The organism is Noviherbaspirillum cavernae (assembly GCF_003590875.1).
GTDB lineage: Bacteria > Pseudomonadota > Gammaproteobacteria > Burkholderiales > Burkholderiaceae_D > Noviherbaspirillum > Noviherbaspirillum cavernae.
Window position 1 is genome coordinate 3229776 of the sequence record NZ_QYUN01000002.1, and the last position, 22679, is coordinate 3252454.

20 protein-coding genes are annotated in these 22679 nt (G+C 61.1%); 8 read left to right on the plus strand and 12 right to left on the minus strand.

The window, feature by feature from the left end; genetic code table 11:
* Positions 1 to 3: 3 nt before the first annotated feature.
* Complete coding sequence (locus tag D3870_RS15070) at positions 4 to 888, minus strand: dienelactone hydrolase family protein (RefSeq protein WP_119740335.1); 885 nt, start codon at positions 886 to 888, stop codon at positions 4 to 6.
* 227 nt (positions 889 to 1115) lie between these two features.
* Complete coding sequence (polA, locus tag D3870_RS15075) at positions 1116 to 3860, minus strand: DNA polymerase I (RefSeq protein WP_119740337.1); 2745 nt, start codon at positions 3858 to 3860, stop codon at positions 1116 to 1118.
* Between polA and D3870_RS15080 the strand changes: the two genes are divergently transcribed.
* From D3870_RS15080 to D3870_RS15095, 4 genes are all read left to right on the plus strand, one after another.
* A complete protein-coding gene (locus D3870_RS15080; protein ID WP_119740339.1) occupies positions 3861 to 4598 on the plus strand; it encodes an LOG family protein in 738 nt (245 codons plus the stop codon).
* A gap of 204 nt (positions 4599 to 4802) precedes the next feature.
* Positions 4803 to 5249, plus strand: a complete 447-nt coding sequence (locus tag D3870_RS15085; RefSeq protein ID WP_199710668.1) for a DUF2782 domain-containing protein — start codon at positions 4803 to 4805, stop codon at positions 5247 to 5249.
* Between the two features lie 53 nt (positions 5250 to 5302).
* Positions 5303 to 6259 (plus strand): homoserine kinase, encoded by a 957-nt coding sequence (locus D3870_RS15090; protein ID WP_119740342.1) that lies wholly within the window; start codon positions 5303 to 5305, stop codon positions 6257 to 6259.
* A gap of 2 nt (positions 6260 to 6261) precedes the next feature.
* Positions 6262 to 7041, plus strand: coding sequence for a BPSS1780 family membrane protein (locus tag D3870_RS15095; protein WP_119740344.1), 780 nt, complete (start codon positions 6262 to 6264; stop codon positions 7039 to 7041).
* Positions 7042 to 7086: 45 nt separating this feature from the next.
* On the opposite strand, the gene D3870_RS15100 is transcribed toward D3870_RS15095, so the two are convergent.
* The 5 genes from D3870_RS15100 to thiC form a co-directional block, all read right to left on the minus strand.
* Positions 7087 to 9378, minus strand: coding sequence for a UvrD-helicase domain-containing protein (locus D3870_RS15100; protein WP_119740346.1), 2292 nt, complete (start codon positions 9376 to 9378; stop codon positions 7087 to 7089).
* A gap of 294 nt (positions 9379 to 9672) precedes the next feature.
* Entirely contained in the window at positions 9673 to 10281 is a 609-nt protein-coding gene (gene thiE / locus D3870_RS15105) for a thiamine phosphate synthase (protein ID WP_119742188.1), read from the minus strand.
* 11 nt (positions 10282 to 10292) lie between these two features.
* Complete coding sequence (locus D3870_RS15110; RefSeq protein WP_119740348.1) at positions 10293 to 11096, minus strand: thiazole synthase; 804 nt, start codon at positions 11094 to 11096, stop codon at positions 10293 to 10295.
* 60 nt (positions 11097 to 11156) lie between these two features.
* Complete coding sequence (gene thiS, locus D3870_RS15115) at positions 11157 to 11357, minus strand: sulfur carrier protein ThiS (protein ID WP_119740350.1); 201 nt, start codon at positions 11355 to 11357, stop codon at positions 11157 to 11159.
* 8 nt (positions 11358 to 11365) lie between these two features.
* The gene (gene thiC / locus D3870_RS15120; RefSeq protein ID WP_119740352.1) at positions 11366 to 13279 is read right to left on the minus strand and encodes a phosphomethylpyrimidine synthase ThiC; all 1914 of its coding nucleotides are present in this window, start codon (positions 13277 to 13279) and stop codon (positions 11366 to 11368) included.
* Between the two features lie 305 nt (positions 13280 to 13584).
* Between thiC and D3870_RS15125 the strand changes: the two genes are divergently transcribed.
* The 3 genes from D3870_RS15125 (at position 13585) to D3870_RS15135 (ending at position 18130) form a co-directional block, all read left to right on the plus strand.
* Positions 13585 to 14685, plus strand: a complete 1101-nt coding sequence (locus D3870_RS15125) for an acyltransferase family protein (RefSeq protein WP_119740354.1) — start codon at positions 13585 to 13587, stop codon at positions 14683 to 14685.
* Between the two features lie 96 nt (positions 14686 to 14781).
* Complete coding sequence (locus D3870_RS15130) at positions 14782 to 17604, plus strand: valine--tRNA ligase (RefSeq protein WP_119740356.1); 2823 nt, start codon at positions 14782 to 14784, stop codon at positions 17602 to 17604.
* Between the two features lie 76 nt (positions 17605 to 17680).
* Complete coding sequence (locus D3870_RS15135; protein WP_119740358.1) at positions 17681 to 18130, plus strand: DUF2147 domain-containing protein; 450 nt, start codon at positions 17681 to 17683, stop codon at positions 18128 to 18130.
* A 64-nt stretch (positions 18131 to 18194) separates the two neighbouring features.
* On the opposite strand, the gene D3870_RS15140 is transcribed toward D3870_RS15135, so the two are convergent.
* The 4 genes from D3870_RS15140 to ruvA form a co-directional block, all read right to left on the minus strand.
* A complete protein-coding gene (locus D3870_RS15140) occupies positions 18195 to 19025 on the minus strand; it encodes a 2-keto-4-pentenoate hydratase (RefSeq protein WP_119742190.1) in 831 nt (276 codons plus the stop codon).
* Between the two features lie 252 nt (positions 19026 to 19277).
* On the minus strand, positions 19278 to 19730 hold the full coding sequence (locus D3870_RS15145) for a YaiI/YqxD family protein (protein WP_119742192.1): 453 nt from the start codon (positions 19728 to 19730) through the stop codon (positions 19278 to 19280).
* Positions 19731 to 19818: 88 nt separating this feature from the next.
* The gene (gene ruvB / locus D3870_RS15150; RefSeq protein WP_119740359.1) at positions 19819 to 20883 is read right to left on the minus strand and encodes a Holliday junction branch migration DNA helicase RuvB; all 1065 of its coding nucleotides are present in this window, start codon (positions 20881 to 20883) and stop codon (positions 19819 to 19821) included.
* A 36-nt stretch (positions 20884 to 20919) separates the two neighbouring features.
* Entirely contained in the window at positions 20920 to 21498 is a 579-nt protein-coding gene (gene ruvA, locus D3870_RS15155) for a Holliday junction branch migration protein RuvA (protein WP_119740361.1), read from the minus strand.
* 179 nt (positions 21499 to 21677) lie between these two features.
* Here ruvA and D3870_RS15160 point away from each other — a divergent pair, with 179 nt between their 5' ends.
* A complete protein-coding gene (locus tag D3870_RS15160) occupies positions 21678 to 22079 on the plus strand; it encodes a hypothetical protein (RefSeq protein WP_119740363.1) in 402 nt (133 codons plus the stop codon).
* A 29-nt stretch (positions 22080 to 22108) separates the two neighbouring features.
* On the opposite strand, the gene ruvC is transcribed toward D3870_RS15160, so the two are convergent.
* Positions 22109 to 22651: a crossover junction endodeoxyribonuclease RuvC gene (gene ruvC, locus D3870_RS15165; RefSeq protein ID WP_119740365.1), complete on the minus strand. Its 543-nt coding sequence runs from the start codon at positions 22649 to 22651 to the stop codon at positions 22109 to 22111.
* Between the last annotated feature and the right edge of the window lie 28 nt (positions 22652 to 22679).

Below are 22679 nucleotides of genomic sequence, written 5' to 3' on the forward strand. Positions count from 1 at the left end.
CCCCTATGCCACGCCGTGCGACTTGAACCACTCCACGCAACGCTTCCAGCCCTCTTTCGCATCCGCCTCAACGTAGCTGGGGCGGTAATCGGCATGGAAGGCGTGACCGGAATTCTCGAAGATCACGAACTGCGACTTGCTGCCGCCCTGCGCCAGCGCCGCCTTCATCTTGTCGACGGAATCGAGCGGGATGCCTGCGTCCTTCGCGCCGTACAGACCCAATACCGGTGCCTTCAGCTTCGGCGCGATATCGACCGGCTGTGCCGGCGTCAGCTCCGTCCTGTCGCCGACCAGGCGGCCGTACCATGCAACGCCCGCCTTCACCTTCGGGTTGTGCGCGGCATACAGCCAGGTGATGCGGCCGCCCCAGCAGAAGCCGGTGATGCCAAGCTTGTCGATGTTGCCGCCATTGTCCTTCGCCCATGCGACGCAGGCATCGAGATCGCGCATCACCTGCGCGTCCGGCACCTTGGAAATGACTTCCTTCACCAGCTCGGCAACCGTGCCGTGGGAACCGGGATCGCCCTGACGCACGAACAGTTCAGGTGCCAGCGCCAGATACCCCAGCCGGGCAAAACGCCGCGCCACGTCGGCGATATGTTCGTGCACGCCGAAGATTTCGGAAATCACCAGCACCACCGGCAAATCCTTCCTGCCTTCCGGTTGTGCGCGATAGACCGGCACGTTCTGCCCGTTGATGTTGATCGTGACTTCGCCCGCGGTCAGTCCCGCCGCATCGGTCTTGACCACGCTTTGCGCCGCGACCGGCAGCACAGCGGCGGCAAAGCCGGTGCCCAGTGCGGCTTTCAGGAAATCGCGCCGCTCCACGCCTGCGGACAAGGACGTGGGGGCAACGAGGCTGTCAACATCTTCTTTCAACTGCTGCATAGGGTTCCTCCTGAAATGGTCAACGATTTCCTGCCCCGAACACTGCCAGGACAGGCTGCACAACTGCTACTTCACCTACAGTATTGATGAACTGTCATCCCGAGCGAAGCGAGGAATCCCGGCTGCACGCGACCGAGTTGACGCTTGCGGCTCCTCGCTCTGCCCGGAGGGACAAGACGCCGAGATATTGTTCGCAGAATACACTGCGGGAGTGCCGCAACGTTTCGTCAATGCGCCTCGTCCCAGTTCCTGCCCATCCCGACTTCCGCAATCAACGGCACCTTCAGCTTGCCCACGCCGCTCATCAGCTCGGGCAGTTTCTGCCGGATGAGTGGCAACTCCTCCTCAGGCACTTCGAGCACCAGTTCGTCATGCACCTGCATCACCATCTTCGACTTCAGGCGCTCGGCTTCCAGCCAGTTCTGCACAGCGATCATCGACAGCTTGATGAGGTCGGCGGCCGTGCCCTGCATCGGCGCATTGATCGCGGCGCGCTCGGCAGCCTGGCGGCGCGGGCCGTTGGGCGAATTGATCTCGGGCAGCCACAGCCGCCGGCCGTATACGGTTTCGACGTAGCCGCGCGCCTTGGCCTGCGCGCGCGTGTCTTCCATGTACTGCGCTACCTTCGGATAGCGGGCGAAATAGCAGTCGATGTACATCTTCGCCGCCGCGCGCTCGATGCCGAGATTGGCGGCGAGGCCGAAGGCGCTCATGCCGTAGATCAGGCCGAAGTTGATCACCTTCGCATAGCGGCGCTGTTCGCTGCTGACTTCCAGCGGCGTGACGCCGAAGATTTCCGCCGCAGTGGCGCGGTGAATGTCCTCGCCGGCGGCGAAGGCGTGCAGCAGGCTGTCGTCGCCGGAGATGTGCGCCATGATGCGCAGCTCGATCTGCGAATAATCCGCCGACACGATCACGCTGCCCGGCGGCGCGATGAAGGCTTCGCGGATGCGCCTGCCCTCGACGGTGCGCACCGGGATGTTCTGCAGGTTCGGTTCGTTCGAGGCAAGCCGTCCTGTCACCGCCACCGCCTGCGCATAGTTGGTGTGCACGCGGCCGGTGGCAGGATCGACCATCTTCGGCAGCTTGTCGGTATAGGTCGATTTCAGTTTCGACAGGCCGCGGTATTCGAGCAGCACCTTCGGCAGCGGATAATTCTCGGCCAGCTTTTGCAGCACTTCCTCGTCGGTCGATGGCGTGCCCGACGGCGTCTTCTTCACGACCGGCAATTGCAGCTTGTCGAAGAAGATTTCGCCGATCTGCTTCGGCGAATTCAGGTTGAAGGGCTGTCCTGCCAGTTCATGCGCCTGCTTCTCCATGTCCAGCATGCGCCTGCCGAGTTCGTTCGACTGCGCCACCAGCAACTGCGCGTCGATCAGCACGCCGTTGCGCTCGATCTTTTGCAGCACGACCGAAGTCGGCAACTCGATCTTTTCGTAGATGAACGTCAAGCCCGCATTCTCGGCCACGTGCGGCCACATCGCCTGATGCAGCTGCAGGGTGATGTCCGCATCTTCTGCCGCATAGGTGGTGGCGCGCTCGATGTCGACCTGGTCGAAACCGATTTGCGACGCGCCCTTGCCGCACACCTCCTCGAAAGTGATGGTCTTGCGGTTGAGATGGCGCAGCGCGAGGCTGTCCATGTCGTGGCTCCTGTGCGATTCGAACACGTAGGATTCGAGCAGCGTGTCATGCGCGATACCGCGCAACATCACGCCATGATTCTGGAAGACGTGGCTGTCGTATTTCAGGTGCTGGCCGAGCTTCGGCTTGGAGGCGTCCTCCAGCCACGGCTTGAGCTTCGCCAGCACGAACTCGCGCGACAGCTGCGCTGGCGCATCCTGATAGCGGTGCGCGACCGGAATGTAGGCCGCCACGCCCGGTTTGCACGAGAGCGAAATGCCGACCAGTTGCGCCTGCATCGGATTGAGCGAAGTCGTCTCCGTATCGACCGAAGTCAGCGCAGCATCGTTGATGATCGCCAGCCATTTGTCGAGCTGCTCTTCGGTCAGCACGGTTTCGTAATCGGTCGTCGTCACCGGCTCTTCGGCCGCGAACAATCCGCTCTGCGCCTCTGCCGGCTGGCTCGATGCTGCCGCATCGGCCGCCGGCGCACTGGTCAATTCCCGCAGCCAGGTCTTGAAACCGTAGCGCCGGAAAAAATCGATCAGCGCCTCGTTGTCGGCCGGTTTCGCCACCAGCGATTCCGGGATCGAGACCATGTGTTCCACGAGGTCGCAATCGGTCTTGACCGTGACCAGCGTGCGCGCCTGGGGAAGCCAGTCGAGCGCGCGCCGCAGGTTGTCGCCGACCGCGCCGCCGATGCCGGACGCATTGCCGATCACGCCGTCCAGCGAGTCGTATTGCGTCAGCCACTTGACCGCGGTTTTCGGGCCGACCTTGTCGACGCCCGGCACATTGTCGACGGTATCGCCTACCAGCGTCAGGTAATCGACGATGCGTTCCGGCGGCACGCCGAATTTCGCGACCACACCGGCGCGGTCGAGCTTTTCATTGCTCATCGTGTTGATCAGCGTGACGTGCTCGTTGACCAGTTGCGCGAGGTCCTTGTCGCCGGTCGAGATCACGGCCTGCATGCCATGCTCGACCGCCTGCACCGCCAGCGTGCCGATCACGTCGTCGGCCTCGATGCCCTCCACCATCAGGATCGGCCAGCCCAGCGCGCGCACCGCTTCGTGTATCGGCTCGATCTGTTTCGCAAGGTCTTCCGGCATGGAGGCGCGGTTTGCCTTGTACTCCGCATACAGATCGTCGCGGAAGGTCTTGCCTTTTGCGTCGAATACGCAGGCGATGTATGCTGCCGGATAGTCGTTGCGCAGCTTGCGCAGCATGTTGATCATGCCGTAGATCGCGCCGGTCGGCGCGCCCTCCGCGTTACGCAAATCCGGCATGGCGTGGAACGCACGGTACAAATAGCTTGAGCCGTCAACCAACAACAGTGTTTTGTTCATATGGAATCAAAAGGAAAAGACGTGCCGCGCTTGCGGCAGGTGGCCAACCTGGAACGCGCCACGTCGAAAAAGGCGCGCGAGTCGTGGCATATGCTCACGATTATGGCAGAGTTTATCGAGTCAACCGAACGGCTGTCCGAGCTGCGTCCTGCCGTGTCGATCTTCGGTTCGGCCCGCATCAAGCCGAGTGATCCGTACTACGCGATGGCCGTCGATATCGCGCGCCGCCTGTCCGATGCGGGCCTCGCAGTGATATCGGGCGGCGGGCCGGGCATCATGGAGGCGGCCAACAAGGGCGGGTTCGAAGGCAAGTCGTCGTCGGTCGGGCTCAACATCGAATTGCCACATGAACAGACGAGAAATACCTGGCAGAACATCTCGATCAACTTCCGCCATTTCTTTGCGCGCAAGGTTGCGTTCGTCAAGTATGCCGATGCCTACGTCGTTCTGCCCGGCGGCTTCGGCACGCTCGATGAATTGACCGAGGTGCTGACGCTGATACAGACGGGAACCACGCGTCGCATTCCGATCGTTCTGGTCGGCACGAACTTCTGGCGCGGCCTGCTCGACTGGTTCCGCACGCAGCTGGTGCGCGACGGCATGATCACCACCCGGGACATGGACCTGATCCAGGTGATCGATGAACCTGCGAATATCGTGGATGCAATTTTCGCCTTCTACGAAGCACAGGAATTGCCGCCGCTCGACACGCCGAAACAGACCGGTGCGTATCTTTGATGCATTTCCATCCGCTTGAGGTGCGAGCCGTTCCTTGTTCCTTGTCAAACGCGGGCACTTGCGGTTCGGACTCCTTGCACACGGAGCGGGAAAGATCAATGGAACGAATGATTTCCCGGAGGAGCGGGCCCTGTTTGCTAAAATGTTTCGCAGGACTCAAGTAAAACTTCGCCGCGCGTCGGTCAATATCATTCCCACATCATCATGCGCCTCTTCAAGGTCGTCTCCATTGTCACGGCGTGCATTGCCGCTTGTGCAACATCATTCCCGGTCAACGCGCAGCAACCCGCCGGAAATGCACCTCCGCCGCCGCGCCTCGAGCCGCTGGAAGAAGGCGAGGCACCAGCGGTCACCATCACCAGGCCGGATGTGCAGCAGGAAACGACCACGCAAACACGCGCACGCGGCGGCAAGGTCACCGAGGTCAAGGTCAATCGCGGCAACAATACCTATTATCTGAAGCCCAATGATCAGGCCGGCAGTGCCGCGCCGGGCGATGCCGGGGGCAGCACCATACGCGGCGCCCAGTGGGAAGTGCTGAACTTCGACTTCGGCCCGGCCAAGGAGGCAAAGGAAGCACAGGCGGAAGCCACGGCCACCACACCGTTGCCGCCTGCCGCACCGGCCTCGCCCGCGCCGCAAGGGAAGTAGTCTTGTCGCACGATCTGCATCTGCTTTCGAATTAAACTCTCTATATTTTTCTCATGGCAGTATTCACCCCGGTCAGCCTGGATGACCTCACACATTGGCTCACAAAGTTCTCTCTCGGAAAACCGCTTGCAATCAAAGGCATCTCGTCCGGCATTGAAAACAGCAACTTCTTTCTCACGACGGAAACCGGCGAATTCGTACTGACCATATTCGAGAAGCTCACGTTCGAGCAACTGCCGTTCTACCTCGGCCTGATGCGCCATCTTGCCGAGCGCGACGTGCTGGTGCCGGAGCCGATCGCCGACAAGCGCGGTGAAATCCTGCATGAACTGCACGGCAAGCCGGCCTCCATTGTGACCAGGCTGGAAGGCGCGTCGCAGCTGTCTCCCAAACCCGTGCACTGCGCCGCCGTGGGCGCGATGCTGGCAAAGATGCATCTGGCCGCGCAGGATTTCCCGATCCGGCAACCGAACCTGCGCGGATTCGACTGGTGGCGAACCACCACGCCGACCGTGCTGCCCTACATGCCGCCAGACGCACAGCATCTGCTGCGCGCCGAAATCCATGCGCAGGAAGCATTCGCAGAATCTGACACCTATCGCGCATTGGCACGCGGGCCGGTCCATGCCGACCTGTTCCGCAACAATGTGATGTTCGATGGCGAGCGGCTCACCGGATTCTTCGATTTCTACTTCGCCGGCTGCGACACCTGGCTGTTCGATGTCGCGGTGACCGTCAACGACTGGTGCATCGACCTCGACAGCGGCGCGCTCGATCTGCCGCGTACCCGCGCGCTGCTCGACGCATACCACGCGGTGCGGCCCTTCACTGCCGACGAAAGGAATGCGTGGCAATTGATGCTGCAGGCCGGCGCGCTGCGCTTCTGGCTGTCGCGCCTGTATGATTTCTATCTGCCGCGCGAAGCGGAAATGCTGACGCCGCATGATCCGACCCACTTCGAGCGGATCTTGCGCCAGCGCATCGACAACCCGGTCCCCGAACTATTCTGACAATGGAAAAATTGCCCGCGAATGTCGGCTGGCTGTGGCTGAAAGAAGGATTTGCGTTGTTTCGCAAGCAGCCCGCCGAAATGTCCACGCTGTTTCTCGCCTACCTGTTCCTGATGTTTGCCATCGGCATCGTGCCGCTGCTGGGACAGGTATTGCCGATCATTTTGATACCGGTATTTTCGATGGCTTTCATGCAGGCATGCGTCAATGTCGAACGCGGCAAGAAGGTGTATCCGAATCTGCTGCTGACAGGCTTTCGCCGTCCCGCATTCGTGAAGCTGCTGCAACTGGGCGTGCTGTATCTGCTGGCGGCGGTGATGGCGATTGCCGCATCCGCGCTGATCGATGGCGGCACCTTCTGGCAAGTCATGAGCGGCGGCCAGGCACTGGACCCTGACACGGTGCGCGATCCCCGCTTTTCGCTGGCGATGCTGGTTGCTGCCCTCGCCTACACGCCGGCGGCCATGGCGTTCTGGTACGCCGCGCCGCTCATCATGTGGCAGGACATGGGTGTCGGCAAGGCGGCGTTCTACAGTTTCTTCGCCGTCAAGCGCAACGGCCGCGCCTTCCTCGTGTTCGGACTCGCATGGATACTGATCGGCGTGCTGCTGCCGGTGATCGTGAGCAACTTGATCGGCCTGTTGTTCGGCAAGGCGACGGTCGTGATGCTGGTGTTGCTGCCGCTATCCATCGTGATGACGGTGGTCATGTACTGCTCGTTTTATCCGACCTACACTCACATATTCGGCAAACCGCAGCAGCCGGCCATCGGCCAGCAATAAGCCGGAGCAAGCTGACGGCGCATGCCGCCAGCCCTGCGTGCCTGTTCAGCCGTTCAGCCGCGTCGCCACCTTCTCCAGCTTGGCGATATTCAGGTCCAGCAGCTTCATCCCGTGCCTGCCGAAATTGATGTGCGCCCTGCTGTTCGTGCCGCTGCCTTCGATATTGACGATCACGCCCTCGCCGAATTTCGCGTGTGACACGGTCTCGCCGACGCGCCAGCCGGCATTGTCCCGGTTGAAGCTCTGCGCAATGTTGTTCGCCCCCGACTCGGGCGGTTCGTCCCATGCCGACTTGCGCTGCCCGAACCAGCGATGCTGCACCTTCGGCGACAGCCACTTGAGCGCCTCGTCCGGTAATTCATCGAAGAAGCGTGACTTCATGTTGTAGCGAGTCTGGCCATGCAGCATGCGCGTTTGCGAAAAGCTCATGTACAACCGCTTCTTCGCGCGCGTGATCGCAACATACATCAGGCGGCGCTCTTCTTCGAGGCCGGCCTCTTCCTGCGCGCTGTTCTCGTGCGGGAACAAGCCCTCTTCCAGCCCGGTGATGAAAACCGCATCGAACTCCAGCCCCTTGGCCGAATGCACCGTCATCAATTGCAGCGCATCCTGCCCGGCCTGCGCCTGATTGTCACCCGCCTCCAGCGAGGCATGCGACAGAAAGGCCGACAACGGCGACATCACCGCCGGCAGCGGCGCATCGGCATCGAGCACTTCCACACCGTCGGCAATGGTCAGTGCGGGACCGGCAACCTCCGCGCTCTTCGGCCCGAGGAAGGCCGGCGCATCGATGCCGAAGCCCTCTTCCGACACGAACAGCATCGCCGCGCTGACGAGCTGCTCCAGATTCTCGATGCGGTCCGCGCCTTCCTTCTCATTCTGGTAATGCGTGATCAGGCCGCTCATGTCGAGCATGACCTGCACCAGTTCCTGCAGGGGCAGATTCTGCGTCTCGAAACGCATGCCTTCGATCAGCTTGACGAAGCCGCCAAGCGTGGTGCCGGCCTTGCCCGTGACATACGGCACCGCCGCGTACATCGAGATGCCGTACTGCCGCGCCGCATCCTGCAATTGCTCGAGCGAGCGCGCGCCGATGCCGCGCGTCGGAAAGTTCACCACCCGCAGGAAAGCCGAATCGTTGTGCGGATTGTCCATCAACTGCAGGTAGGCGATCGCGTGCTTGATCTCGGCCCGCTCGAAATAGCGCTGTCCGCCATACACGCGGTACGGAATGCCGGCCGTGAACAAGGCATGCTCGATCACGCGCGACTGCGCGTTGGAGCGGTAGAGAATCGCGATTTCGCTGCGCGTCGCGCCTTCGTTGATCAGGCTCTTCGCCTCTTCGATGATCCAGTTCGCTTCGCGGATATCGCTCTCGGCTTCGTAAATCCGCACCGGCTCGCCATGGCCCGCATCGGTGCGCAGATTCTTGCCAAGCCGCCTGCTGTTGTTGGCGATCAGCGTATTGGCCGCATCGAGAATGTGACCGTGCGAGCGATAGTTCTGCTCCAGCTTGATCAGGTTCTCGACGTGGAATTCGCGCTCGAAGGCAATCATGTTGCCGACATTCGCGCCACGGAATGCGTAAATGCTCTGGTCGTCGTCGCCGACCGCGAACACGGCATTGTGTTGCCCCGCCATCAGCTTCAGCCAGTTGTATTGCAGATTATTGGTGTCCTGGAACTCGTCGACCAGAATGTGCCTGAAGCGCGCCTGATAATGTTCACGCAATGGCTGATTGCGCGTCAGGAGTTCGTAGGTGCGCAACAGCAATTCGGCGAAATCGACCACGCCTTCACGCTGGCATTGCGTGTCATACAGATCGTACAGCTCGACGAACTTGCGGTTGTAATCGTCATTCGCCTCGACGTCTTTCGCGCGCAAGCCCTGATCCTTCGCACCATTGATGAAATACATCAGATTGCGCGGCGGGTATTTTTCATCATCGACATTCAGCGACTTCAACAAGCGCTTGATGGCCGACAGCTGATCCTGCGAATCGAGAATCTGGAAGGTCTGCGGCAAGCCCGCGTCGCGGTGATGCGCGCGCAGCAGACGGTTGCACAAGCCGTGGAAGGTGCCGATCCACATGCCGCGCGTATTGATCGGCAGCATGGACGACAGGCGTGCAATCATCTCCTTGGCCGCCTTGTTGGTGAACGTCACCGCCAGGATGCCGGCGGGAGATACCTGCCCCGTTTGAATCAGCCACGCGATGCGGGTCGTCAGCACGCGGGTCTTGCCCGAACCCGCGCCGGCAAGAATCAGCGCCGGCTGTGCGGGGAGAGTGACTGCGGCGAGTTGTTCGGGATTGAGGTTGTGGAGGAGATTTTGCATCCCGAGATTATAACGGGCAGGGTATCCGCGAACGGGGTTGTTCGAACGACATTACGCCATGTAACTGCAGCCGTCAGTGCTCGCGTGCCACAACAAGTCTTTCAGACAATAGATAGCGATTTCACTTTTGCAAACGGCATGAGTGCCCCTCCATCGCACACTTGTCTTGCGCATCGATGCGCGATCGGGGATACGGGCGCACGAACAACACGACTGGCGAAAGCAGTGCCACGCCAGGCATGCTTGCAATGGAGTGCGCGAGCACGCCATGCCCGCGCATCCTTTCTTTCGTGCTCAGGCAAACAGCGCGACGAATTGCCGTGCTGCCGCTTGCGGGTCATCCGCCATGTACACGCTGCTGATCGCCGCCACCATGTCGGCGCCCTGCGCGACCAGCGGCGCGGCATTCTCGCGGGTCATGCCGCCGATCACCACGCTCGGCAATGGAATTTCGCTTTTTGCCTGCGCCACGATCTCGGGCGGCGTGGTGACCGGATACTTTTTCACGCGCGACGGATAGAAGCCGCCGAACGCGATATAGCTTGCGCCGGCCTCGCACGCATCCCGCGCCAGTTCAATGCTGCCGTAGCATGACGCGCCGACAATCCGATTCGGACCGACTGCGGCGCGCACGCGTGCCACCGCTTCGTCGGTGCCGCCCACATGAATGCCGTCGGCATCGAGTTCGAGACACAGCTCGACATGATCGTTGACGATGAAGGGGCGATCGTATTTTCTGCACAATGCCAGCAGACGGCCGGCCTGCTCCTTGCGCAACTCGGCACCGGCGGTCTTGTGACGGTATTGCACCAGCGCCGCACCGCCGCGCAGACCGGACTCGGTGACTTCCAGCAGTTTTTGCGTATCGTCCCAATCCGGCGTGACGAGGTACAGGCCCTTCATGGCAAGCCGGCTCATCGCACGCGTCCTTCCATCGGAGATGAAGGTGAAGCGGAAAACTTCCGCGGAATGCGGCCGGCAAGATACGCCTCGCGTCCGGCCTCGATCGCCAGCTTCATCGCCCGCGCCATGCGGATCGGATCGCGTGCGCCGGCAATCGCGGTGTTCATCAATACGCCGTCGCAGCCCAGCTCCATCGCAATTGCCGCATCCGATGCGGTGCCGACGCCGGCATCGACCAGTACCGGCACCTTGGCCTGCTCGATGATCAGCGACAGATTCCACGGATTCAGGATGCCCATGCCGGAACCGATCAACGACGCCAGCGGCATGACCGCGACACAGCCGATTTCCTCCAGCATCCGTGCCTGGATCGGATCGTCGCTGCAATACACCATCACGTCGAAGCCATCCTTCACCAGCACTTCGGCAGCCTTCAGTGTCTCCGGCATGTTGGGGAACAAGGTCTTCTCGTCGCCCAGCACTTCCAGCTTCACCAGCTTGTGCCCGTTCAGCAGCTCACGCGCGAGCTGCAAGGTGTAGATGGCATCCTTCGCGTTGTAGCAGCCTGCCGTGTTCGGCAGGATCGTGTACCGCGAAGGCGGCACCACGTCGAGCAGGCTCGGTGCGTTCGGGTCCTGCCCGATGTTGACGCGGCGGATCGCGACCGTGATGATCTCCGCGCCGCTGGCTTCGGTCGCCACACGGGTTTCTTCGAGGTCGCGGTACTTGCCGCTGCCGACCAGAAGACGCGAGCGGTAGGTCTTGCCGGCGATGGTCAGGCCCTCGGGTTGACGCTGGTTCTGTGACTCATTCATGAATTTTCCTCTGCGCAGCTCCCTCCGCCTGCAAGGTGAAGGAGCGCATGGTTAGCCGGATCAACCGCCACCGATCGCGCGCACGATGTCGACACGATCGGACGGTTGCAACACGCGTTGTGCCCACATCTGACGCGGCACCACTTCGCGGTTGATCGCCACTGCCAGCGACTTGTTCGCCAGGTCGAGCGAGGCGATCAAGTCCTGCACGTTCTGGTTTTCCGCGATCGGATGCGGCGCACCGTTCAATTCGATTTCCATTGACGCGCTCACTGCTTGCGATAGATTTCCGCGCCGCTCTTGACGAACTCGACCGCCTTGACCTCCATGCCTTTCTTCAGCGCCTCGTTGTCCGAGATGCCCTGGCTGGCGGCGTAATCGCGCACATCCTGCGTGATCTTCATCGAGCAGAAATGCGGCCCGCACATCGAGCAGAAATGCGCGACTTTCGCGGAATCCTTCGGCAGCGTTTCGTCGTGGAAGTCGCGCGCCTTGTCCGGATCGAGGCCGAGGTTGAACTGGTCCTCCCAGCGGAACTCGAAGCGCGCCTTCGACAGTGCGTTGTCACGGATCTGCGCGCCCGGATGCCCCTTCGCCAGGTCGGCGGCGTGCGCGGCGAGCTTGTAGGTGATGATGCCTTCCTTCACGTCCGCCTTGTTCGGCAAACCGAGGTGCTCCTTCGGCGTGACGTAGCACAGCATCGCGGTACCGTACCAGCCGATCATGGCCGCACCGATACCGGAAGTGATGTGGTCGTAGCCAGGCGCGATGTCGGTGGTCAGCGGGCCAAGCGTGTAGAACGGGGCTTCGTGGCACTGCTCCAGTTGCAGGTCCATGTTTTCCTTGATCAGATGCATCGGCACGTGGCCGGGGCCTTCGATCATCACTTGCACGTCATGCTTCCACGCGATCTGCGTCAGCTCGCCGAGTGTCTTCAACTCACCCAGTTGCGCTTCGTCGTTCGCGTCGTAGATCGAGCCGGGGCGCAGACCGTCGCCAAGCGAGAACGACACGTCGTAGGCCTTCATGATTTGGCAAATGTCTTCGAAGTGCTCGTACAGGAAGGATTCCTTGTGATGCGCGAGACACCATTTCGCCATGATGGAACCGCCACGCGAGACGATTCCCGTCATGCGCTTGGCGGTCAGCGGCACGTATTGCAGACGCACACCGGCATGGATGGTGAAGTAATCGACCCCCTGCTCGGCCTGCTCGATCAGCGTGTCGCGGAAGATTTCCCAGGTCAGGTCTTCGGCCTTGCCGTTGACCTTTTCCAGCGCCTGATAAATCGGCACGGTGCCGATCGGCACCGGCGAATTGCGGATGATCCATTCGCGCGTTTCATGGATGTGCTTGCCGGTGGAAAGATCCATCACGGTATCGCCGCCCCAGCGAATCGCCCAGGTCATCTTTTCGACTTCCTCGCCGATGGAGGATGTTACCGCCGAGTTGCCGATGTTGGCGTTGATCTTCACGAGAAAATTGCGGCCGATGATCATCGGTTCGATTTCCGGGTGGTTGATGTTCATCGGAATGATGGCGCGGCCGCAGGCGACTTCGGCACGCACGAATTCCGGCGTGATCTCGGCAGGAATCGCGGCACCAAAACTCTGCCCCGGATGCTGGCGTCCCATCAGGTCGGCCAGCTTCGTTCCCATCGGGCCGGACGCCTTCAGCTCTTCCAGATATTCCTTGCGACGCATGTTTTCGCGGATCGCGATGTATTCCATTTCCGGCGTGATGACACCCTGACGTGCATAGTGCATTTGCGACACGTTCTTGCCAGGCAAGGCGCGGCGCGGCTTGCGATGCAGGTTGAAGCGCAGCTCGGCCAGCTTCGGATCGTTCAGGCGCTCGACGCCGTATTGCGAGGTCGGCCCAGCCAATTCCTCGGTATCGCCGCGTTCGGCGATCCATGCTGCGCGCAACGCCGGCAAGCCCGAACGGATGTCGATCTTCGCTGCCGGGTCGCTGTAGGGACCGGAGGTGTCGTACACATAGATCGGCGGATTCTTTTCCGCGCCAAAGGAGGCCGGCGTATCCGCCTGGCTGATCTCGCGCATCGGCACGCGGATGTCCGGGCGTGAACCCTCGACATGAATCTTGCGGGAATTCGGCAGCGGATGGACCGCCGCTTCATCCACCTTGGCGGTGGCGGCGAGGAATTGTGGATTGGCGTTCATGATGCTCCTTTGCTCGAATGAAATAGCGAAGGAACAACGGAATGAAGGGGGACTTCCGGTTGCTTCCCTTCGCTGGCATTACCCAGATCAGGTTTGAGGGTATTTCTCACCCGGTCGACTTGTGTCTGCAAGCCTGCCAGGACCCCTAGCTGTGTGCGGTCTGAAAATATGACGTGGGTGGATTATACGCTTCGACCCCGCCAACGTCGTGCGCTTTCGACGACGTTGGCGCACGTTGCCGGCATGACAAGAAATATTGCGTTTCGGCAAGCGTTTGCGGACTGGCTTATACTACGCGCCGTCCTATGTCCCAGCCTGCCCGCCTGCCGCTGGTCGACGGCCTCAAGGCTGCGGCCTGCCTGTTGATCATCTGCCACCACCTCGCCTTCTACGGCCCCATGTCGGACCGGGCTTACTCCTTGGCGCCCGAACTGATCGACTGGCTCTACCACTACGGACGCATGGCGGTTCAGGTGTTCCTGGTCGTCGGCGGCTTCCTCGCCGCGGGGGCACTGGAGAGTCTCGATGCAGGCAAACTCGCGCGCCCGGACATATTGCTGTGGCGCCGCTACCGGCGCCTGGCTGTGCCCTGCATGGCAGCACTCGCCTGCGCGATCCTGAGCGCCATGCTGGTGCGGCCTTGGCTGGACCATCCTTCTGTACCGGCACCGCCGGAATTGACACAGGTGTTGGCCCACGTGTTCCTGTTGCAAGATTTGCTCGAAGTGGAAGCGCTATCGGCGGGAGTCTGGTACGTGGCAATCGACTTCCAGCTCTACGCCCTCGCCCTGGGCCTGTGCTGGCTGAGCCGCAACCATGCCGGCGCGGCGCGGCCAACCATTCTGGTACTTGCGTTCACGATGGCCTCGCTGCTTTTCTTCAACCTCGACGCCAGCTGGGATGCGACCAGCCTGTACTTCTTCGGCGCCTACGGCCTGGGCATGCTGGCCTTCCGCGCCTCGCGCCAGCGCACGCCGCAGTGGGCAGCGGCAGGGCTTGCGGCGCTGGGCGGACTGGCACTATTGCTTGCCTTCCGCGAGCGCATCGCCGTCGCCCTGGCGACAGCCCTCCTGCTGGGCCTCGCGCCGTCGCGCGGCTGGATGCACCGCGGAGCGCATGTGCGCGGCATCGCCTGGCTGGCCAGACGCTCATACTCCGTGTTCCTGATTCACTTCCCGATCTGTCTGCTGGTCAACTCCCTGTGGGCACAATGCTTCCCCGAGGGTGCGTGGATCAACCTGGCTGGCATGGCGTTGGCGTTAGTCGCGAGCGTGGCCGCGGGAGCGCTGTTCTTCCGCCTGATCGAAGAACATCACGCGGACTTCACCCGGAACCGCTATTACCGGCGCCTGGTCCCAGCCGGTTTGTTGTTGTGCGCGGCAATCAGCATGGCAACAAGCCAATAGATATCGAATTGGCACGACACCGCGTTGGATCCCGCGCCGCTTGACGAGGGGCCCTCCCTTATAATGTGTGGTTTCGCAATAATCACTCCGCACATCATGGAATTAGCCAAGTCCTTCGAACCCGCCGATATTGAAAAACGCTGGCGCACAGCATGGGAACAGCGCGGTTACTACACCGCCACCGTCGATCCCGCCAAACCCGCTTTCAGCATTCAGTTGCCGCCGCCCAATGTCACCGGCACGCTGCACATGGGCCATGCGTTCAACCAGACCATCATGGATGGACTGACGCGCTACTACCGCATGCGCGGCTACAACACGGCATGGATTCCCGGCACCGATCACGCGGGCATCGCCACGCAGATCGTGGTCGAACGACAGCTCGACGCGAAGAAGATTTCGCGCCACGACCTGGGCCGCGAAAAATTCCTCGAAAAAGTGTGGGAGTGGAAAGAACATTCCGGCTCCACCATCACCGGCCAGATGCGCCGCATGGGCGCGTCCACCGACTGGAGCCGCGAGTACTTCACGATGGACGCCAAAATGTCGAAGGCAGTGACCGAAGTCTTCGTGCGGCTGTACGAGCAAGGTTTGATCTATCGCGGCAAGCGCCTCGTCAACTGGGACCCGAAGCTGCTGACCGCCGTCTCCGACCTCGAAGTGGTGTCCGAGGAAGAAGACGGCCACATGTGGCACATCCGCTATCCGCTCGCCGACGGCAGCGGCCATATCACGGTTGCCACGACACGCCCGGAAACCATGCTCGGCGACGTCGCCGTCGCCGTCGATCCGACCGATGAGCGTTACCTCCATCTCGTCGGCAAGATGCTGAAGCTGCCGCTGACCGATCGCGAAATTCCGATCATCGCCGACGACTACGTCGACAAGGAATTCGGCACGGGCTGCGTGAAGATCACGCCGGCGCACGACTTCAACGACTATGCCGTCGGCCAGCGTCATCAGATGGCGCAGATCAGCATCTTCACGCTGGACGCGCGCATCAATGAAAACGCGCCGGAAAAATATCAAGGCATGGATCGCTACGATGCGCGCAAGCAGATCGTCGCCGACCTCGAGGCGCTCGGCCTGCTCGAATCGACCAAGCCGCACAAGCTGATGGTGCCGCGCGGCGACCGCACCGGCGTCGTGATCGAGCCGATGCTGACCGACCAGTGGTTCGTCGCCATGAGCAAGCCCGCCCCGGAGGGCACGCATTTCCCCGGCAAGTCGATTGCCGACGTGGCGCTGGAAAAAGTTGCGGGCGGCGAGATCAAGTTCGTGCCCGAGAACTGGACCACGACCTACAACCAGTGGCTCAACAACATCCAGGACTGGTGCATCTCGCGCCAACTGTGGTGGGGCCATCAAATCCCGGCGTGGTACGACGAGGAAGGCAACATCTACGTCGCCCGCAACGATGAGGAAGCAAAGGCCAAGGCCGGCGGCAAGCAACTGACGCGCGAAAGCGATGTGCTCGACACCTGGTTCTCCTCCGCGCTGGTACCCTTTTCCTCGCTCGGCTGGCCGGAAGAAACGCCGGACTACAAGATGTTCCTGCCCTCGTCGGTGCTGGTGACCGGCTTCGACATCATCTTCTTCTGGGTGGCGCGCATGGTGATGATGACCACGCACTTCACCGGCAAGGTGCCGTTCGAAACCGTCTATGTGCACGGCCTCGTGCGCGACGCCAACGGCCAGAAGATGTCGAAGTCGAAAGGCAACACGCTCGACCCGATCGACCTGATCGACGGCATCGATGTCGAGGCGCTGGTCGCCAAGCGCACCACCGGCCTGATGAATCCGAAGCAGGCCGAGAGCATTGCCAAGGCGACGCGCAAGGAATTCACGAACGGCATCGCAGCATTCGGCACCGATGCCTTGCGCTTCACGATGGCCAGCTATGCTTCGCTGGGCCGCAACATCAACTTCGATCTGAACCGCTGCGAAGGCTATCGCAATTTCTGCAACAAGCTGTGGAATGCGACGCGCTTCGTGCTGATGAATACCGAAGGCAAGGATTGCGGCTACGAGGGTCACGTGCCGGGCGCATGCGACAAGGGCCATCTCGAATTCTCGCAAGCAGACCGCTGGATCGTGTCACTGCTGCAGCGCACCGAGGCGGAAGTCGAGAAGGGCTTTGCCGACTATCGCTTCGACAACATCGGCACGGCGATCTACCAGTTCATCTGGGATGAATATTGCGACTGGTATCTGGAAGTCGCGAAGGTGCAGATTCAGCAAGGCAACGAAGCACAACAGCGCGCCACGCGCCGCACGCTCCTCCGTGTGCTGGAAGTCGTGCTGCGTCTGGCGCATCCGGTAATCCCGTTCATCACCGAGGAACTGTGGCAAACCATCGCGCCGATGACCGACCGCAAGCTCGACCCGGCCGGCGACTCGATCATGCGACAGGAATATCCGCGTCCGAACCTCGACAAGATCGACGAACAGGCGGAAAGCTGGATGGCGCAACTCAAGGCAATGACGGACGCCACCCGCAACCTGCGCGGCGAAATGCAGCTGTCTCCCGCGCAACGCGTGCCGCTCATCATGGAAGCGCCTGCCGGCGGCAAGGAGCAACTGCAATCCTTCGCGCCCTACCTGCAAGCGCTGGCAAAACTGGCGGACGTGCAAGTCGTCGATGCATTGCCAGAATCCCCCGCGCCGGTGTCCATCGTCGGCACGGCGAAGCTGATGCTGAAGGTGGAGATCGACATTGCCGCCGAACGTGAGCGCTTGTCGAAAGAGATCGCCCGCATCGACGGCGAGATCGTCAAGGCCAATGCCAAGCTCGGCAATGAAAGCTTCGTTGCACGCGCACCGGCACAGGTCGTGGCGCAGGAAAAGGAACGTCTCGCCAGCTTCACCGCGACCGTGGCGAAGCTGCGCGAGCAATTCGCGAAATTGCCGAAGGCGTGATTCCTTCAATCACAAGCGATGGCCTGCGCGGACCGGCCATCGCCCCATTCATGAATAACAACAACATGGAGACAGCATGATAAAAAAATTCCTCACCTCCGCAATTGCCGCCAGCGCCCTTCTTGCTCTCGGCGCATGGGCGCAGCAAGCCTCGCCGGTGGGACTGTGGAAAAACATCGATGACGAAACCGGCAAGCCGAAAGCGCTGATCCGCATCACCGAAAGCAATGGCGAATTCAAGGGCAGGATTGAAAAACTGTTTCGCGATGCGAACGAAGACCAGAACCCGAAATGCGACAAGTGCGAGGGCACGCGCAAGGATCAGCCGATCATCGGCATGACGATTTTGACCGGCCTGAAGCAGGAAGGCAGCGAGTACACAGGCGGCCAGCTTCTCGATCCGGGTAACGGCAAGGTTTACAAGAGCAAGGCTGCGCTCGTCGATGGCGGCAGGAAGCTGGATGTGCGTGGCTATATCGGCGCGCCGCTTTTCGGACGCAGCCAGACCTGGGTTCGCGCCGAGTGACAGGCAATGCTGAGGCAATGAAAAAGGCGCTCACGGCGCCTTTTTCATTTCATGGATAGCCTGTTTACACGAAGGAAATCGTCAGGCCCGGCAAGCTCACGCCGGAGAATGCCGAGGTCCATGTCTCGCCGGGCGCAATCGCGCACACATTCGTCCACGTGCCGGTGGTGATCACTTCACCGGCAGCGAGCGGCGGGAATTGCGGCTGTTCTTTCAGCATCTGATGCAACTGCCACAGAGCGTGCACCGGACTGCCGAACACATCGCTGCCGAAACCGGCCGAACGCAACTCGTCGCCGCAGGACAATGACAAACTGGCGTTGGCAAGCACTTCACCCAGATTGCGGCGCGAGGCGGTAGACAGCATTTTCGGCTCGCCCACGATCAGCGAACCATGCAAACCGAATGCCGCGATCGAATCCACCATCTCGAATTTCCAGTCGGGGAATGGGCAGGTCACGATTTCAAATGCATGCGCCATCCATTCGATGCATTCCGCCAATTCTTCGACAGTCGCATCGGGTGCGGGCGCTGCGGCCAGCTTGAAGATGAGTTCCGGACCGATGCGCGGCTGCAACGCCCCTTGCAGACTTTGCACACCACGGTTGTCCTCGGTATAGCGCACGGTACTGCCGAACATCGGCGTCCAGATCGGCATGGAGATCGGTTCCTTCATGCCGTATTTCGACCAGATCTTGCGGTTGGTAAAACCGATCTTGCGGCCGACCATCGCCTCACCCTGCGCCGTGCGGATATCGAACATGCTTTTGACAATGTTGTAACCATCCGCGACCGTCAGTGCGTCACTGTCGGAAAGTGGCGCAATCAATTGCCCCTTGGCACGTGCCTCAAGCAAGAGATGGGCATAGCGGCTGGCTTGAGTAGACATGAGCATGACGGGACTCGATCCCCAGTGGATGTTGTTGACGACCGCAGCGCATTGATGGCGAGTCATTCACAATTTACGCAGAGGGCATTCCGTGTAATTGCGTTGGCTCACGCCGAAAAGTCCGGCCGTGCTTGAAAATGCAATTATAGGAGGAAAAGCTGATGCAACTTCACAAATCCTCGCCCATGTTTGCCGATCTGCAGCCCATGCGAAGGATGAATGAAACGCCAGTCTCGACGCATTAACGGCGCGAAGGGCTCATTTCCCGATGCATTTTTGAAGCTGCCGTTCCAGCGCACTCGCAAACGCATGCCGGTCGGCATGGTTGAAAGGTGCCGGACCGCCCGTATCCACCCCGCTGCCGCGCAGCTGATCCATGAAATCGCGCATCGTCAAATGCTGCGCAATATTGTCCTTGGTGTATGTCTCTCCACGCGGATTCAACACATGGCCGCCCTTGGCGATGATATCGGCAGCCAGGGGAATATCGGCGGTGATGACGAGGTCGCCAGACTGCGCCAGCCGCGTGATTTCCCGATCGGCCACGTCGAATCCGGCCGGCACTTGCAATGCCTTGATGTAGCGTGACGGCGGTGTGCGCAGGAATTTATTGGCGACAAGGGTCACCATGATCTGCCGCCGTTCGGCGACCCGGAACAGAATGTCCTTGATGACATTCGGACAGGCATCGGCATCGACCCAGATTTGCATGGGGTTGCGCGCAACGTCCATCAGGGCCGCAATGCGAATGGAGCGAATGGAGCGAATGGCGCGAATGAAGCGAGATTGCGCAAGGTACTCACTCTTGCGCCGGACTCCACAGATCGCCGGTCGGGCTGCTGCGCGGCGCGGTAACCCCGAAGTGCGCATACGCAGTCGGCGTCGCGATCCGGCCGCGTGGCGTACGTTGCAGAAATCCCTGCTGGATGAGATAAGGCTCCAGCACGTCTTCGATGGTGTCGCGCTCTTCACCGATCGCCGCCGCGAGGTTGTCGAGGCCGACCGGACCGCCGCCGAATTTGAACAGCACCGCTTCCAGCAGTTTCCGGTCCATCACGTCGAAGCCGACCGGATCGACGTCCAGCATCTTCAACGCGGCATCGGCCATCGCCTTGGTGATTCTGCCGTTGCCCTTCACCTCGGCGTAATCGCGCACGCGGCGCAGCAGACGATTGGCGATACGCGGCGTGCCGCGGCTGCGTTTGGCGATTTCCAGCGCGCCCTCATCTTCGATGGCGGCATGCAACAAGCTGGCGCTGCGCGTGACGATTCTTGCCAGTTCTTCCGGCGTGTAAAACTCCAGCCGCGCGACGATGCCGAAGCGGTCGCGCAAGGGATTGGTCAGCATGCCGGCGCGCGTGGTCGCACCCACCAGTGTGAACGGCTGCAAATCCAGCCGCACCGAACGCGCCGCCGGCCCTTCGCCGATCATGATGTCGATCTGATAATCCTCCAGCGCCGGATACAGGATTTCCTCCACCACCGGCGACAGGCGATGGATTTCATCGATGAACAGCACGTCGTTCGCTTCGAGATTGGTCAGCAAGGCGGCCAGATCGCCGGCGCGTTCCAGCACGGGACCGGAAGTCTGCCGCAGATTGACGCCCATCTCTCGCGCGATGATGTGCGCCAGCGTGGTCTTGCCGAGGCCCGGCGGACCGAACAGCAACGTATGGTCGAGCGCCTCGCGCCGCTTGCGCGCAGCGGCAATGAAAATTTCCAGTTGGCTATGGATCTTGGCCTGGCCGACGTAGTCATCCAGTTGCTTGGGGCGCAGTGCGCGCTCGATCGCTTCCTCGTTCGGCGACGCCGGTGTCGCGGCGATGATGCGCTGCTCGGTCAGATTGTCGGTTTGGATACTCATGGTGTTTCCTTCATCGCAAGCGCTGCGCCAAGATTATCAGGCTTTCGACAAGGCTTTCAATGCCAGCTTGATGCCTTCCGACACGCCGGTTCCGGCCGGCACCTGCTTCAATGCAAGCGCCGCTTCCTTGTCGGAATACCCAAGTGCAACCAGTGCATTGAGGATGTCGGCCGTCGCGTCGTCGTGCGCAACGCCGCCTGTCGCGCCAAGATCGGCACCCAGCTTGCCCTTCAACTCCAGCAGCAAGCGTTCCGCCGTCTTCTTGCCGATGCCCGGCACCTTAGTCAGGCGGCCCGCTTCCTGCAGCGTGATCGCCTGCGCCAGATCGGCCACCGACATGCCGGACAAAATCGACAGCGCAGTACGCGCGCCGACACCCGATATCTTGATGAGCTGCTTGAACACATTGCGCTCTTCGGCGGTGCCGAAACCGTAGAGCAGATGCGCGTCTTCTCGTACCGCCAGATGCGTCAGCAGCACGATCTTCTCGCCCATTCCCGGCAGGTTGTAGAACGTGCTCATCGGTACATCGACTTCATAGCCGACGCCGTTGCAATCGACCAGCAATTGCGGCGGGTTTTTCTCGAGCAGGATTCCGGAAAGGCGACCTATCATGGCAATATGGCGTCAAAAATGTAGATGCATCATACAGGACAACGACGCGCTGCCCCAATGGCAGGCAAGGCGGCGAATCCCTTGATTTCCTTGTTGCCGCATCGTTTCCTTCAACCGACATGCACATTCAGCATCCCCCATCTTCCAACCCCAAACGCCTGTCCCGGACATGGTCATGGATGGTCAATCTGTCGGGTATCGCGTGGGCATTGCCGATGACTGCACTGGGGCTGTGTTTCGCGTTACCGGTGTATGCCTTGCATGGCAAGGTGCAACTGGTCCGGGGCCGCACGCTTGCGATCGTGGTGCGCGGGCCCTTCGCGGATCGCATGTTGCACCATCATCCGTTCGGGGCGATGACCGCCATGGCCCTCGGCCACATCGTGATTGCGGAACATCGGGGATTGTCGCCGCGGGTACTGGTGCACGAGCTGGAGCATGTGCGGCAGGCAGCGCGCTGGGGGCCGGCATTTCCGTTCGCCTATCTCGCATCGAGCCTGTGGGCGGCGTTGCACGGGCGGGATGCCTATTGGCATAACGCGTTTGAAATCGCCGCGCGTGAAGCCGAGAAGCATGCTTGATGTGATTCCGGCTTGAGTCCCTTGCGGCATCAGCCGATCAGGCGGCCGCGCCGCACGCGCAATCCCTTTTTCGCCAAGGCCGGCGCAAGCCCGCCAAGAGTCGCCAAAGTCTCGCCGCTATGCGCATGGCAGATCGCCACCCCCAGCGCATCAGCGGCATCCGGGCTCGGCGTGCCGGACAGCAGCAGCAGACGCTGCACCATATCCTGCACTTGCTGCTTCTGTGCCTTGCCGTGACCGACCACGGCCTGCTTGATCTGCAGCGCCGTATATTCCGCCACCGCGAGATCGGCATTGACCAGGGCGCAGATTGCCGCACCACGCGCCTGCCCCAGCAGCAGCGTCGATTGCGGATTGACGTTGACGAAGACTTTTTCGATTGCCGCGCAATCCGGGCTGTAAGTGCGGATGATTTCGCCGACGCCGGCGAGAATGGTTTTAAGACGCTGCGGCAGATCGGCATCCGGCGTCTTGATGGTGCCGGATGCGACGTAGCCGAGCTTGCTGCCCTGCTTGCTGATGATGCCGAAGCCCGTGGTGCGCAGGCCGGGGTCGATGCCGAGGATTTTCACATTAGAGGGTCATCCGGCTTTCGCCGGA